Source organism: Sphingobium phenoxybenzoativorans (genome assembly GCF_001757355.1).
GTDB lineage: Bacteria > Pseudomonadota > Alphaproteobacteria > Sphingomonadales > Sphingomonadaceae > Sphingobium > Sphingobium phenoxybenzoativorans.
Genome location: NZ_MINO01000002.1, coordinates 15,776 through 29,220, shown reverse-complemented (window position 1 = coordinate 29,220; position 13,445 = coordinate 15,776). Strand labels below are relative to the sequence as shown.

10 protein-coding genes are annotated in these 13,445 nt (G+C 62.5%); 3 read left to right on the top strand and 7 right to left on the bottom strand.

What is annotated here, in order from left to right; genetic code table 11:
• Nucleotides 1-3: 3 nt before the first annotated feature.
• From BHQ40_RS01560 to tcuA, 4 genes are read right to left on the bottom strand one after another with little or no spacing between them, the layout of a single operon-like run.
• Complete coding sequence (locus BHQ40_RS01560; RefSeq protein ID WP_070151493.1) at nucleotides 4-1,479, bottom strand: aldehyde dehydrogenase family protein; 1,476 nt, start codon at nucleotides 1,477-1,479, stop codon at nucleotides 4-6.
• Nucleotides 1,476-2,885, bottom strand: coding sequence for an MmgE/PrpD family protein (locus BHQ40_RS01555; protein ID WP_070151491.1), 1,410 nt, complete (start codon nucleotides 2,883-2,885; stop codon nucleotides 1,476-1,478). Before BHQ40_RS01555 ends, BHQ40_RS01560 begins: the two co-directional genes overlap by 4 nt.
• Before the next feature lies 1 nt (nucleotide 2,886).
• A complete protein-coding gene (locus tag BHQ40_RS01550) occupies nucleotides 2,887-4,293 on the bottom strand; it encodes an MmgE/PrpD family protein (protein ID WP_070151489.1) in 1,407 nt (468 codons plus the stop codon).
• A 24-nt stretch (nucleotides 4,294-4,317) separates the two neighbouring features.
• Nucleotides 4,318-5,847: an FAD-dependent tricarballylate dehydrogenase TcuA gene (tcuA, locus tag BHQ40_RS01545; protein WP_070151487.1), complete on the bottom strand. Its 1,530-nt coding sequence runs from the start codon at nucleotides 5,845-5,847 to the stop codon at nucleotides 4,318-4,320.
• 198 nt (nucleotides 5,848-6,045) lie between these two features.
• Here tcuA and BHQ40_RS01540 point away from each other — a divergent pair, with 198 nt between their 5' ends.
• A complete protein-coding gene (locus BHQ40_RS01540; protein ID WP_070151485.1) occupies nucleotides 6,046-6,969 on the top strand; it encodes a LysR substrate-binding domain-containing protein in 924 nt (307 codons plus the stop codon).
• Nucleotides 6,970-7,082: 113 nt separating this feature from the next.
• On the opposite strand, the gene BHQ40_RS01535 is transcribed toward BHQ40_RS01540, so the two are convergent.
• The 3 genes from BHQ40_RS01535 to BHQ40_RS01525 all read right to left on the bottom strand — a co-directional run bounded on the left by BHQ40_RS01535 (nucleotide 7,083) and on the right by BHQ40_RS01525 (nucleotide 10,960).
• Nucleotides 7,083-8,258, bottom strand: a complete 1,176-nt coding sequence (locus BHQ40_RS01535) for a mandelate racemase/muconate lactonizing enzyme family protein (protein ID WP_070151483.1) — start codon at nucleotides 8,256-8,258, stop codon at nucleotides 7,083-7,085.
• Nucleotides 8,258-9,913, bottom strand: coding sequence for a GMC family oxidoreductase (locus BHQ40_RS01530; RefSeq protein WP_070151481.1), 1,656 nt, complete (start codon nucleotides 9,911-9,913; stop codon nucleotides 8,258-8,260). Before BHQ40_RS01530 ends, BHQ40_RS01535 begins: the two co-directional genes overlap by 1 nt.
• 132 nt (nucleotides 9,914-10,045) lie before the next feature.
• Nucleotides 10,046-10,960, bottom strand: coding sequence for an SMP-30/gluconolactonase/LRE family protein (locus BHQ40_RS01525; protein WP_070151479.1), 915 nt, complete (start codon nucleotides 10,958-10,960; stop codon nucleotides 10,046-10,048).
• A gap of 225 nt (nucleotides 10,961-11,185) precedes the next feature.
• Here BHQ40_RS01525 and BHQ40_RS01520 point away from each other — a divergent pair, with 225 nt between their 5' ends.
• Together BHQ40_RS01520 and BHQ40_RS01515 are read left to right on the top strand one after the other, a co-directional pair.
• Nucleotides 11,186-12,670, top strand: a complete 1,485-nt coding sequence (locus tag BHQ40_RS01520) for an aldehyde dehydrogenase (protein WP_253183219.1) — start codon at nucleotides 11,186-11,188, stop codon at nucleotides 12,668-12,670.
• A gap of 39 nt (nucleotides 12,671-12,709) precedes the next feature.
• A complete protein-coding gene (locus BHQ40_RS01515) occupies nucleotides 12,710-13,444 on the top strand; it encodes a cyclase family protein (protein WP_070151475.1) in 735 nt (244 codons plus the stop codon).
• Nucleotide 13,445: the final 1 nt, after the last annotated feature.

The window sequence follows — 13,445 nt, the reverse complement described above, 5'->3', positions numbered from 1 at the left end:
CTCTCAGTCCGCGAACGGATCGGGCGGGATGGCGTCTGACAGGTCCACCACGACCGTCTTGGTCTCGGTGAAGGCGCGGATCGCATCAAAGCCGTTTTCCCGGCCGATCCCGCTCATCTTATATCCGCCATAGGGCAGCATGAAATGCACGGGACGGAAGGTGTTGACGGAAACCAGCCCGCTTTCGATCTGCGCCGCAACCCGGTGCGCTCGCGACACGTCCCTGGTCCACAGCCCCCCTACCAGGCCGTATCGCGTGTCATTGGCCAGGGCGATCGCTTCGTCCTCGGTGTCGAACGGCATGACCGAAGTGACCGGACCGAAAATCTCTTCCTGGGCAATCCTGGACCGGTTGTCGGCGTCTGCAAAAACGGTCGGTTCGACAAAATAGCCCTTGGGAAGCCCCGCCGGTCTCCCGCCGCCCGCCAGCACCTTCGCCCCGCTTTCTCTCCCAAGCGCGATATAGCTTTCGGTCTTGTCGCGCTGTTCGGCGGACGTCTGCGGCCCGATATGCGTCCGGGGGTCGAACGGCGCGCCGGGGCGTATCCGCGCCGCACGACCGGCCAGCTCCGCCGCGAAGCGCGCATAGAGCGGACGCTGCACGAAGATGCGGGAGGCCATGGAGCAGGACTGCCCCGTCGAGCGGAACGCGCTGTGCGTCGCAACCGACAAAGCCTTGTCGAAATCGGCATCCTCAAACACAATGAAGGGCGACTTCCCGCCACATTCGAACGAACAGCGTTTCAGGTTGACGCTGCCGCTCTGCATGATGCGGATGGCCGTGTCATGCGACCCGGTAAAGCTGACCTTGGCCACGCCGGGATGCGCGGACAGGGCAGCGCCAACCGCGCCGTCACCGGGCAGCACATTGATGACGCCCGCAGGAAAGCCCGCCTCCAGCGCGAGCGCGGCAAGCGCGACCATGCTTGCCGGGGTCTGCTCGGCCGGTTTCAGGATCATGGCGTTGCCGGCGGCAAGGCCCGGCCCCAGCTTCCACGAAGCCAGCGAGATCGGGGAATTCCAGGGGAGTATCGCGACGACCACGCCCACCGGCTCCAGCCGGGTATAGGCCAGAGCATCGGGCCGATAGGGTATCTGGTCGCCATTCACCTTGTCGGCGGCCCCGGCGAAGAAGGTCAGCCAGTCCGCCGCGCGCTGCACTTCGCCCAGCGTATCGCGCAGCGGCTTGCCATTGTCCCGGCTTTCAATCTCCGCCAGCCTGGCCGCGTCGCGGCGCACCAGATCGGCGAATTTGGCGATCAGCGCACCCCGCTGCGTTGGCGCGGTGCGGCCCCACGGACCCTGCATCGCCGCTCTGGCGGCGGCGACGGCATGTTCCACGTCGGTCTGATCCGCGGAGGCAACCTCGGCCCAGACATCCTCGGTCGACGGGTCGATGGTGGCGATATGGGTGCCCGCATGCGGCGCAACCCATTCACCACCGATGAACAGGCGATCGAAACGCTCGATGGCGCTCATGACGTCTGCCGCAGCGCCCCTGCCCGGCGGCTGTGACGCAACATGTCCAGGATCGATCCGGTTTCGGACGCCTCGCCCATCGCCTCGGCGACCGACACGGCCTCACCGCCGAAGTACCAGCGCGTGTTGCGCTCAAACTTCGCCAGCACATCGGCGCGCGACAACGCCGCCTCCGGCGATCCGGGGTGATAGGGGACATGCTTGAAATAGGTCCGCCCAGCCGCTTCGACGGTAAGCCGCGCAGGGCAATGCGCCGGATAGTCGGACTCCGGATCAACCGAAGCCTCGATCTTCTGGGCCAGCGCCACGATGCGGCTATCCTCCAGCCGTTCGGGCAGGAATGTCTCCAGCCCGACATCGCCGTCGACCAACGCCGCCGCCACGCCGAAGAACAGGCTGAACCGCCCCTCATGCGGCGTCTGCGGCGCTTTCTTCCGGTCGCGCGGCTCGGTGACCAGCGTTAGGCCCGGCTCCGCAAGCTGGCAATGCACGCTGCTGATGTCGTCAACCGTCACGCCGTCGCGAGCGAAATCGGCCAGCACCTGCTTCGAAGCCTCAATGAAGGCATGGAGAAGCTGGCAGCAGGGATAGGGCTTGTAGGCCGTTTCCGGCAGATACCAGCGGCTACCCAGCCCCTCAGCGGCGCGGGCGAAATCAAGCTGGCCGGTGATCGGCGTCAGATGGGTCTCGAAAAAGCCGAACTTGCCCTCAAAAACCGTATCCGGTCCGGTAATCCCGGCCATCGCCAGATCGATGGCCAGCATACCGGCATGTGCGCCCCAGCCGCCGTGCAGGATCTTGGAGGTCGAGCCCGTACGGGTCGATTCCTGAATGCCAGAGGCGAAGGTGCCCGCAATTCCCATGGCATCGGCGATCTGTTCCGGCGTCGCTCCACGCAGCCTGCCGATGGCCGCGGCAACGCCGAAGGACCCGATCAGCGAACTGGTATGATAGCCGCGCTCAAGGAAGCGGTCGCCCGCGACGAAACCAAGCCGGATCATCACTTCATAGCCGACCACGGCCGCATCGATCGCCGCAGAAAGGGGAAGGCCGTCCGCCTCCGCCGCCGCCAGCACCGCCGGCACGACCGTCGAACCCGGCCGCGCCAGGGAGGAGCCATGTTTGTCGTCCATCTCCAGCGCCTGCGCCAGCGATCCGTTGACCAGCGCGGCAAGCTCGGCGCGCGCCTGCGTGTCCAGGCCGAACAGCGAAGCCCCCTTTGCCGCCCCCCAGTCCGCCGTGAGTTGCCCGAAGGCCTTGCCGCTTTCCTCCTTGGGATTGGCGCCTGCGATGGAAACCCCGATCGAATCGATCATGTGCCACCGCGCCGCTTCCCGCACGGCGGCGGGCATGTCGGCCGAGGGATAATGCGCAGCGAAGGCGGCGAATGTCTGTGAAAGCGTCATGTCAGCGCACCTGCTGCAGCGCGGCGCCAAGTGCGGCGGCGGGCGCTTCCTCATTTTCGAGATTGTCGATGATGCGCTCGATCTCGGCGACCGCTTCCTTGGTCAATTGACGGCTGGCCAGGTCGCGGAACTTCTCTTTCAGCACCTCCTCCGACATCGGGTTGCGCCAATGGCCGCTGCGATAGGTCTGCTCGTGGAAATGTTCGGAGCCGTCCTTCATGGTGACGGTGACGCGCACCGCGCGCATCTGATGCTTCTCGCGCGCGTCGAGCTCGGGGTCGACATAGACCTCGATGCGGTTGGCGAGATCGATGATCGTCGGATCGGTGAGCTTGTCGTCCGTATATTGGTCGATGAAGGCGTTGCCCTCCAGCAGTGTCACGGCGCCGGTATAAGGCAGGTTCATCTGCGCGCCGATCGTCTCGCCATTGGGCACATAGGGCCAGCCGCAATGCACAAAGACCATCTCGGTCGTGCCGATGCGCACCTTGGCGACATCCTCGCCCTTGATCCCGGCCTTCTCCCGGATCGCGCGCAGCGCATCGACCGAAGTCTGGCTGCTGGCGAGCGAGGAGTAGCGCTTGAAGCCGTTGCGCCGCATCTCCCAGTCGCTGCCGAGGCCGTTGGTGGCGAAGCTCAGATCATATTCGGATGAGTAGGTCGAACAGAAGCCGCCATAGGGCGCCTCCAGCACGTCGCGGACGCCCGTCAATCCTTCGCGTGCGCAAAGCGCGGCGATGATGCCGTTCTGCGATGCCTTGCCGGAATGGAAGCGCTTGGCCATCGCACCGAATTGCGCCGCCATCAGACCCGCCGCCTGGCTGCCAGCGAGGCCGAGCGCGCTCACATATTGATCGGTGTCGAGGTCGAGCAATTTGGCGATCGCCGCCGCCGAACCGAATGTGCTTGTCAGGCCGCAGGGATGGAAACCGCGATGGAAGGCGGAGGGGCTGACCGTGTTGCCGATGCGCGTGCCAAGCTCATAGCCCGCAACGGTCGCGCGGATCATGTCCTTGCCGTCGAACGCGCCGAACGCGCCTTCGGAACTAGCGATCACCGCCGGTACGACGCCCGCGCCATAATGCGACATCGACTGATCATGGCAATCATCAAGCTCATAGCCCTGCGCGGCCGTGCCGTTGATGAAGGCCGCGCCAAGCGGATCGACCTTGACCTTCATGCCCCAGGCGCTTGCCGTGGGCTTCTGGCCCAGAAGGTTGACGGTGCGCACGACCGCCTGCACCCACGGGGTCGGCGCGCCGAACACGCCGCAGCCCAGGCTGTCCCGGATGCACTGCTTGGCGTTGAGGATCAGATCGTCGGGAATGTCGGCATATTGCAGGTTCGCGGCGAACTCAGCGATGTCACGGGTGGCGCCCGGCACGACAAAGGTTGTTGGAGCGTTCATGGAAGGTCTTTCTTCGAAAAATGATCAGGCGACGGAGAGCGCAGGCTTCCGCGAAATGGTCTTGGCGTAGGCAGCGGCGCTACCGCCCGCGAGACGGCCGAACACCGCCCCGCTGGTGAGGCCGCTGGCGCCCGGATAGTTGAAGTAGAATATGCCGCCGACCATCTCGCCGGCCGCAAACAGGCCGGGGATCGCGCCGCCATTGGTGTCCAGCACCTCGCCCTCGGTCGAAATCTTTACGCCACCGAAGGTGAAGGTCACGCCGCAGGTCACGGCATAAGCCTCGAATGGCCCGGTATCGATGGTGTTGGCCCAGTTGCTGCGGACAACGCCATTGCTGCTTGCGCCGCGCCCGTCCTTGATATTGGGATCGAACGGGACATCGGTCTTTACCGACGCATTGAACTCGCTGACCGTTGCAAGGAACTGCTCCTTGTCGATCTCGCCGATCTGATCGGCCAGCTCCTCGATCGTCGGCGCGGCAACCTTGGTGACGTAGCGCGTCCTATATTCGTCACGCAGCAGGTGATTGACCTTGGAATCATAGACTTGCCACGCGACCTGGCCGGGTTGTTGCAACACTGCCTGACCATATTTGGCGTAGGTGTAGTTGCGGAAGTCAGCGCCTTCATCGACGAACCGCTTTCCATCGCGATTGACCATGATGCAGAGCGGATAGGAATGCCGCTGATATTGCGGGGTGAGCGCCAGATCGCCAAAATCCTGCGCATAGCGTTCCCACGACACGGCATGGCAACCCGACCAGTGGCCATAGGGCTGCGCACCGGCGGCCAGCGCCATCGAAAGCCCGTCGCCGGTGTTGAACCGCGATCCGCGAACCTTCGCCAGATCCCAGCCCGGTCCCAGATAGCGCGCACGCCATTCGGCATTGGCTTCGAAGCCGCCACAGGCCAGCACGACCGCGCGTGCGCCAATGGTTTCGGTATTTCCCTGCTCGTTGATGAGCGTCACGCCAGCGATGCCGCTTTCGTCGCGCACCAGATCGCGCACCCATGCGTTATAGCGTATCTCGACGCCGCGCTTCTCCGCGGCGTTGAACAAAGCCTCCACCAGACCGGGACCCCCGCTCGCCACCGCAATTGTCGCCCCGCCCCAGAATTTGAAGCGGCCATTCACGCGATAGGCTTGACGGCCGAAATTGGGGAAGAAGCGAACACCCTGATCGCGCATCCACAGGATCGTCTCGCGACTGCCCTTGACCAGTATCTCGCACAGGTCGGGATCGGTGCGATACTGGGTGATCTCGCCCATATCGTCGAAGAACTTCTCCTCGGTATAGGTGCCGAAATCGCTGATCGCGACTTCCTCATCGGTCAGGTCGGGGCAGTAGGCGCGGATATCGTCTGCGCTGTCATAGACTGTGCGCATCAGGCCATCGGTATAGGCCGAGTTCCCTCCCCGCTCCTCGATCGGCGAACGCTCCAGCACAAGCACGCTGCAGCCGGCGTTTACCGCGCTGATGGCGGCGCAAAGCGCGGCATTGCCGCCGCCGACCACCAGAACGTCATAGTCGGATTGTTGCTGTTCCGGCATTCCTACCCCTTTGATCCAGGAAAGCGCGATCGCTCTCTCTTGAAGACGGCCAGCGGCAGAGCCTGGGCAAGCCCGGTAGAACCGGACATTTGCCTTTGCGTGCCTCTGGTACCGGGAACAGATTAGGGGATTGCTTTATACGCGCACGTAATATTATAGCATTCTGCCATACCGAAATCTTATGGTGAGGATTTCCGATTGAAACTCCAGCAACTCCGCTATGTTGTTGAAATCGTACGGCAGAACAACCATCTGTCGGCGGCGGCGGACGCTCTCAATACGTCCCAGCCCGGCGTGAGCCGCCAGATACAGTTGCTAGAGCAGGAACTGGGTTTCGAGATATTCCTGCGCACGCGAAACCGCATCATCGGCCTGACCGAGCCGGGCAATGTGGTCTTTTCCATCGCACAACGGATCGCGACGGATGTCGCGGCGCTGAAATCGCTGAAGGAGGACATGCATTCCGGCAATCACGGCGTATTCACCATAGCAACGACGCATACCCAGGCCCGCTATGTGCTGCCCAAGGTCGTCGAGAAATTCGTGGCCCGCTATCCGGACGTCAAGCTGGTGCTGAAGCAGGGAGATCCGGAAGAAATCTGCGCATTGGTCGAAGCGGGCGACGCCGACCTGTCGATCGGCACCGAAACGACGCGTGACTTCCCCAATCTGGTGAAACTCGATTGCTTCGACCTGCATCGCTGCATCGTCGCTCCGGTTGATCATCCTATCCTCGCCGTCCCCGAACTGACGCTGGAGGAAATCGCGCGTTACCCGATCATCACCTATGACACGCGATATAGCGGGCGCTGGAAGGTGATGAAGGCCTTCTCAGACGCCAATCTGGAGCCGAAGATCGTGATGAGCGGTATCGATGCCGACGTGTGCAAAACCTATGTGGGCATGGGGCTTGGCATCGGCATCCTTGCGGCGATGACCTATGATCCCGAACGCGATGTGGGCATTCGCGCTCGCGACGCATCCCACCTGCTGCCGTCAAGCACGATCAAGATCGTGCTGCGCCGGAACACCTATTTGCGGTCCTTCCTGCTCGATTTCGTCCATTCGGTCGCGCCCAATCTGACGCCGCTCCGGGTTCGCCGGGCAGTGCATGAATTTTAGGGAGCTGGCGGGCTAGAGTGATTTCGAGTGAAATGGAACATTTCACGGCTCGGAAATCACGAAATAACAAAGGACTAGACCGAGATTTTAATTCAATCAAAATTGAACAAGGTCTAGCGCGTCACATCAAGCTTCTGGAGCGTCATGCGTTCCAGCGCCGCTTCATCGACCGTCAGGCCAAGCCCGGGGCCTGTCGGGACGGTCACGGCTCCGTCCACAATCCGCATGGCCCCGTCCGCGATGAGCGGATCATCACCCATGACGCCAACGCCAAAGACGAACTCCGCCGCACCGAAAGTGCGCGCCGCCGGAACCGAAGCGCAGAAATGCGCAGCCGCTGCCGCCTCAAGCTGCGAAGCAACCGCCAGACCGCCGCAATTGATGCCGATGCCGTGCGCTTCACCAACAGCGGCGATCTTGCGGGCGGGCGTAAGGCCGCCAACTTTGTAGAGCTTGATGCAAAATACGTCAGCCGCTTCCGCATCCACGATGCGCGCAGCATCCTGCAGCGTGAACAGGCTTTCGTCCGCCATGATCGGCACACCGCCCGCCTTCGCCCGGATCGCGGACATGGCTTTCAGGTTGGCGCGCTCGACCGGCTGTTCGCAATAGCCCACATCCATATCGCGCAGCGCATGCAGCACCGAAACGGTATCCGCTGCGGTCCATCCTGTGTTGGGATCGACGCCGATCATGATGTCAGGCCCAATGGCCTTGCGGACCAGTTCGAAATTGGCGACATCGGCGCGCCAGCCACCCTTGCCCGCGGCCTTCAGGCACAGCACCCGAATGCCGAATTCCTCGACGGCGCGCCGCGCATCGGCAACCATCTGCGCCGAATCGTCATACAGGCTGACGGACCATTCCAGCGGGATCACCGCATTCGCCCGCCCACCGATCAGGTCATGGACGGGCACGCCCAGCGCCTTGCCCAACGCATCGTGCAAGGCAATGTCGATCAGCGCCCGCGCCGCCGGATTTCCGGCGAGGCGCGATGTCAGCAGCCCATCGATCGCCTCCAGATCGCAGATCCTGCGGCCGATTAGCAGCGGCCCATAGATGTCCTTGATGGCGCCGATCACGCTATGCACGGTATCGGCGACGAAATGCCCTGGACTGATCGGCCGGATCTGGGCGATCCCCGTCACGCCCTCGGCATGGATCTTGAGCACCACCGGTTTGCCCAGGAGCTGATCCGCCGGTCCCGTATCATAACTGCCGCTGGAAAAGGTGCGCTTCAGGCGCACGGGCAGTTCGGTGACGCGAAGCTCTATCCGCTCGATACGCATCAGGCGGCCGCCTTCCGGTCATTGCGCCACTGCGCCAGCACGATGTCTGCGCCCCGTTCCCCCAACGCTATGGTCGGCGCGTTGGTGTTGGATGAAGGGATGGTCGGGAAGATCGAAGAATCGATCACGCGCAGGTTGCCGACGCCGCGCACCCGCAATTGCGGATCGACCACCGCCTCTGCATCGGTCCCCGCCTTGCAACTGCCGACAATATGCCAGGTCGTCTGCGTCGTCTCCCGGATATAGTCGATAATTTCCTCATCGGTGCTGGTGCTGGCGCCGGGGCGCGTTTCGCGGACAATCATCTCCTGCATGGCGGGGAAAGAGGCGACATTCCTGACCGCCTTGATGCCCGCGAGCAGGACGCCGACATCATGCGGATCATCGCAATATTTCGGATCGATCTTGGGATATGCCACCGGATCAGGCGACTGGATATGGGTCCAGCCGCGCGAATGCGGATGCAGCCCCATGACCCCGATAGTGAAGCCGGAATGGGCATCCAGCCCATCCTGCGGCCGCCGCGCATAGCGGTCCTTGCCGGAAAATGGCTGAAGCTGCAGCTTCAGGTCGGCGCGATGTTCGTCGGGCGAACTACGCATGACGATATGCGCCACGGCGGAACAGATCGACAAAAGCCCCTTGCCGAACAGTGCGAATTTCAGCCCCTCCTTCACCTTGACGGTCGGGCGCTGCAGCGCATCGTTGATCGTGATCGGCTTGGTGCATTCGAACGTCAGGCGCGTATTGGGATGATCGAGCAGATTTTCGCCCACCGCTGGCATATCCCGCAGCACCTCTATGCCATATTCGCGCAACAGCGACGCGCGCCCGATCCCGGACAGTTCCAGCAGCTTGGGCGATTGCACCGGCCCCGCCGACAGGATCACTTCCTTCCGTGCATCGATGCGCGTCAGGTCGTTCCCGCGCCTTACCTCTACGCCCGTCGCAACGCCATTCTCGATGATCACGCGCGTCACCAGCGCATCGACCATCACGTCAAGGTTGGCCCGGCCGCGCGCGGGCTTCAGATACCCGACCGCCGAGGACGAACGAAACCCGCGCTTCGTTGAATATTGCAGATAGGATGCGCCCTCATAATGGCCGTCATTATAATCCTCGACATAATCGAAGCCCGCCTGACATCCGGCCTCGACAAAGGCGTCGGCCAGCTTGTCGAAATGCTTGAGGCTGGTCACGCCGATCGGCCCGTCATGGCCGCGAACCGCCGGATCGCCCTGCCGATAGCTTTCCATCCGCTTGAAATAGGGCAGCATGTCGGACCAGCCCCAGCCGGGCAGGCCCATCGCCTCCCAGCTATCGAACTCCGCCGGATCGCCGCGAACATAGACATTGCCGTTGATCGAACTGGACCCGCCAAGTACCCGGCCGCGCGTCCACAACTGCGTGCGGTTCTTCAGCGCGGTCTGCGGCTCGGTGATGAACGGCCAGGTGTGATTGGGGTCCTTGAGCAGGTTCACCACCATCAACGGGATATGGATGTTGATGCTGCTGTCTTTCCTGCCCGCCTCGATCAGCAGGACACGTTCACGGCCATCTTCCGACAGGCGATTGGCGACCGCGCATCCTGCGGAGCCCGCGCCAACGACGATGAAATCATAAGGCCCTTCATGCTGGCCAGCCCGTGCTTCCACGCTGCATCCCTCTATTAATCTATAGTGATTATGCCGCACGTTAGGATCGGGTGGCATGCATTACAATGTAATCGACGGCCATCAGCATATCGAAATCTTATGCCAGCAAAGCGCCTTCCGTGGCTGCGCAAATCATGGCTGCGGCTTGACCGTGACAGCCACCCGCCAGATTTCGCCCTTGTCCGCCTCCGTCACATACAGATGGCCGTCATGGATGGTCAGGTTGGTCGTCCAGCGGCCAGCGCCCGCCGGCAATCTCAGATAGCCAAGCACGAAGCCGTCCGTGTCAGCGATGCCCACCGCGCCGGCAAAGAATTCCGCCCAGTATAGCCTGCCATCGCTGTCCATCGTCATGCCGTCGGGTCCGATCCCGCCATCGGTATGGGCAAGGACATAGGGACCGCGCTTGCTCTGCGCATTGGACACCGAAGGCATCGTCATGATCGTCTTGGCGCCATAGAGTCCGATATTGACGAACTTGCCATCCGGCGTGAGCGCTACGCCATTGGGATAGGGCAGATTGTCGGCAATGATCTGCGCCTTGTCGGAGCCGGGCGCGAAATAGGCGACCCGCCCGATCCGGTCGATGAAGTTGGAATTGTTGGCGAGGGTCACATAGATGCCGCCCGCCTCGTCGAAAACCAGGTCATTGGCGATGAACGCCTTGCCATCCACCTTGTCCGCAATCACGGTCATCGCCCCGGTGTCTGTGTTATATGTCAGAATGCCGCGCGCATTGTCGGTGATGAAAAGCCGCCCGTCCTTGTGAAAGCGTGCGCCATTGGGGTGGCCGCCGGTCTTGGCTTTGGTAACGCATTTGCCGTCGACCACCTTGATGATGTCGCCGCTGAACAGGCTGACGGCCCATGCAGCGCCGTTCTTGTCGAAATTGATCCCTTCCAGGAACTGGCCGCAGGTCACAACCTTTTCGAAACGGCATTCGCCGCAAATATCGTTTAGCGTCGATGCAGTGGCAGCCTCTGCCCCCAGTCCGCAGATCGCAAGGGATGCGCACCCAAAGGCCCGCAGCGATTTCCAGATCGTCATTTTCCTCTCCCATGCTTCGACGGGTTTCCGGCGGCGGTCGCCACTCGACCAAAGCCATCCGAAGTCCGGCGAGCGAAAGCCAATATCCAATCGGTATTCAGGAGAAGCTTTGCTTATGGCGAACGGCGCACCACCATAAGCGTGCGTTATTCTCGTCAGACAGAAACATATTGGAGGGCATAGCTCCGGCGCGTTACTCCTGAAAAAAAGCGCGAGAGGATCACAGTGACGGTGCAGCAGGACTATAATCTTTATATTGGCGGCGCGTGGGTGCCGCCTGCATCGAATGAGCGCTTTCCAACCCTCAACCCCTTCAATCAGCAGAGCTGGGCAACCATTGCCCAGGCCGATCAGACCGACGTCGCCGCCGCGGTTGCCGCGGCCCGCGAGGCGTTCGAAAAGCGCTGGCGCGGCGTACCCGGCGTCGAGCGCGCCCGGCTGATGCACCGTCTGGCCGACCTGATCGATCGGGACGCCGACCGGCTCGGCACGCTGGAATCGACCGATAATGGCAAGGTGGTTCGCGAAACCCGTGCCCAGATGCGCTTTTGCGCCCGCGTATTCCGTTTCTTCGCCGGCTATGCGGACAAGATTTTTGGCAAGGTCATCCCGGTCGATCGGACCGATATATTCGACTATGCGACGATGGAGCCGCTGGGCGTGATCGGGGTGATCACTGCCTGGAACTCCCCGATCGCGCTACTCGCCAACAAGGTGCCCGCGGCGCTGGCGGCGGGCAACACCGTGGTCGTGAAACCTTCCGAGCACGCCTCCGTCACCACACTGGAATTTGCCAAGCTGTTCGAGGAAGCCGGTTTTCCGAAAGGCGTTTTCAACGTCGTCACCGGCGACGTCCGCACCGGCAAGGCGCTTGTGGAGGGCGGCGGCCTCGACAAGATCAGTTTCACCGGCAGCAGTCATGGCGGCCGGGAAATAGCGGCTGCGGCAGGCCGCAATCTTACACCCGTTATCCTTGAGCTTGGGGGCAAATCGCCGAACATCATTTTCGATGACGCCGATCTGCCAAAGGCTATCGTCGGCGCCTTGGCGGGCATCTTCGCCGCAACCGGCCAGACTTGCATCGCCGGATCGCGCCTGCTGGTGCAACGTCCCGTCTATGCCACAGTGGTTGAGGAGCTTGCCCGGCGCGCGGAGAATATCCGCCTGGGCGATCCGCTCGACCTGGCGACGGAAATGGGCACCGCCGCCAACCAGCCGCAGTTTGATCGCATCCTGTCCTTCATCGAGTCCGCCAAACAGGATGGCGCGCGCCTGATAACCGGCGGCGAAGCGGCGCGGGAGGGTATCCTGCGCGACGGCCTGTTCGTGAAGCCCACCATCTTCGCAGACGTCGATAATCAGATGCGGGTCGCCCGCGAGGAAATCTTCGGACCGGTGCTATCCATCATCCCCTTCGATACCGAGGATGAAGCCATCGCGATCGGCAACGATCAAAGCTTCGGCCTTGCATCGGGTATCTGGACGCAGGGCCTAAACCGCATGCATCGCGTATCCGCCGCGCTTCGCGCCGGGATGGTCTGGGTCAACACCTATCGCGCTGTCGCCGTGCAGACCCCCTTTGGCGGGGTCAAGGACAGCGGCTTCGGGCGGGAGCGCGGCGAAGAAGGCATGCGCGAATTCCTGACCACCAAAAATGTGATGATCAACCTGTCCGAAAATGACCGCGACCCCTTCCAGGTGCAAACCTGACCCCAAAAGAAATGCGCAAAGCGTGAGAGGATTTGGCCGATGTGCGAACAATGCCCAAAGGCGCCCAGTGGCTGGCTTGGCTGGCTGGACCTGCCCGAAAACAGGCCGGTAACGCCGACCGGACCATGGATCGACCTGACGCATGATGTGGGGCCCGGCATGCCCTGCGCGTCGATCTTCCCCAAACCGCATTTCGGCAAGCTGCGTTCACTACCCGACGATCCGTTCAACGTCACCGACATCCATATGGTCGCGCACGCGGGAACCCATGTGGACGCGCCGCTCCACTATTTCGAACATTCCCCCGACATGGCGTCGATCCCGCCCGGCCGCCTGAGCGGCGAAGGCGTGGTCTGGCGCATAGAGAAGGACTGTGACGAGATCATCTCGGTCGCCGATCTGGAACAATGCCGGCCCCTGATCCGGGAAGGCGACATTCTGGCCGTGGACACAGGCTGGGCCGCGCGCTTCGGCACACCGGAATATGAACTGCACCCCAGTTTCAGCCCGGAAGCCGCGGTCTGGTTGCTGGAGCGGCGCATCAAGATGCTGGCCTGCGATTTCGCCACGCCCGATCTCGTCTACCATCTGCGGCAACCCGGTTTCGACTGGCCGGTCCACCGCACCCTGCTCGCAAACGGCATTCTGATCTGCGAGCATCTGACTGGCCATGCGGCGCTGGCGGGTGAAAGGGTCGAGTTCATGTTCGGCGCCCTCCCCATCGCGGGCGGCGACGGATCGCCCGCCCGCGTTGTCGCCCGTCGCATCGGCTGAT

Bases quoted from the DNA above. Each gene is read 5' to 3' on its own strand.
- BHQ40_RS01560 (WP_070151493.1), bottom strand. From the start codon at position 1,479: ATGAGCGCCATCGAGCGTTTCGATCGCCTGTTCATCGGTGGTGAATGG.
- BHQ40_RS01555 (WP_070151491.1), bottom strand. From the start codon at position 2,885: ATGACGCTTTCACAGACATTCGCCGCCTTCGCTGCGCATTATCCCTCG.
- BHQ40_RS01550 (WP_070151489.1), bottom strand. From the start codon at position 4,293: ATGAACGCTCCAACAACCTTTGTCGTGCCGGGCGCCACCCGTGACATC.
- tcuA (WP_070151487.1), bottom strand. From the start codon at position 5,847: ATGCCGGAACAGCAACAATCCGACTATGACGTTCTGGTGGTCGGCGGC.
- BHQ40_RS01535 (WP_070151483.1), bottom strand. From the start codon at position 8,258: ATGCGTATCGAGCGGATAGAGCTTCGCGTCACCGAACTGCCCGTGCGC.
- BHQ40_RS01525 (WP_070151479.1), bottom strand. From the start codon at position 10,960: ATGACGATCTGGAAATCGCTGCGGGCCTTTGGGTGCGCATCCCTTGCG.
- BHQ40_RS01515 (WP_070151475.1), top strand. From the start codon at position 12,710: ATGTGCGAACAATGCCCAAAGGCGCCCAGTGGCTGGCTTGGCTGGCTG.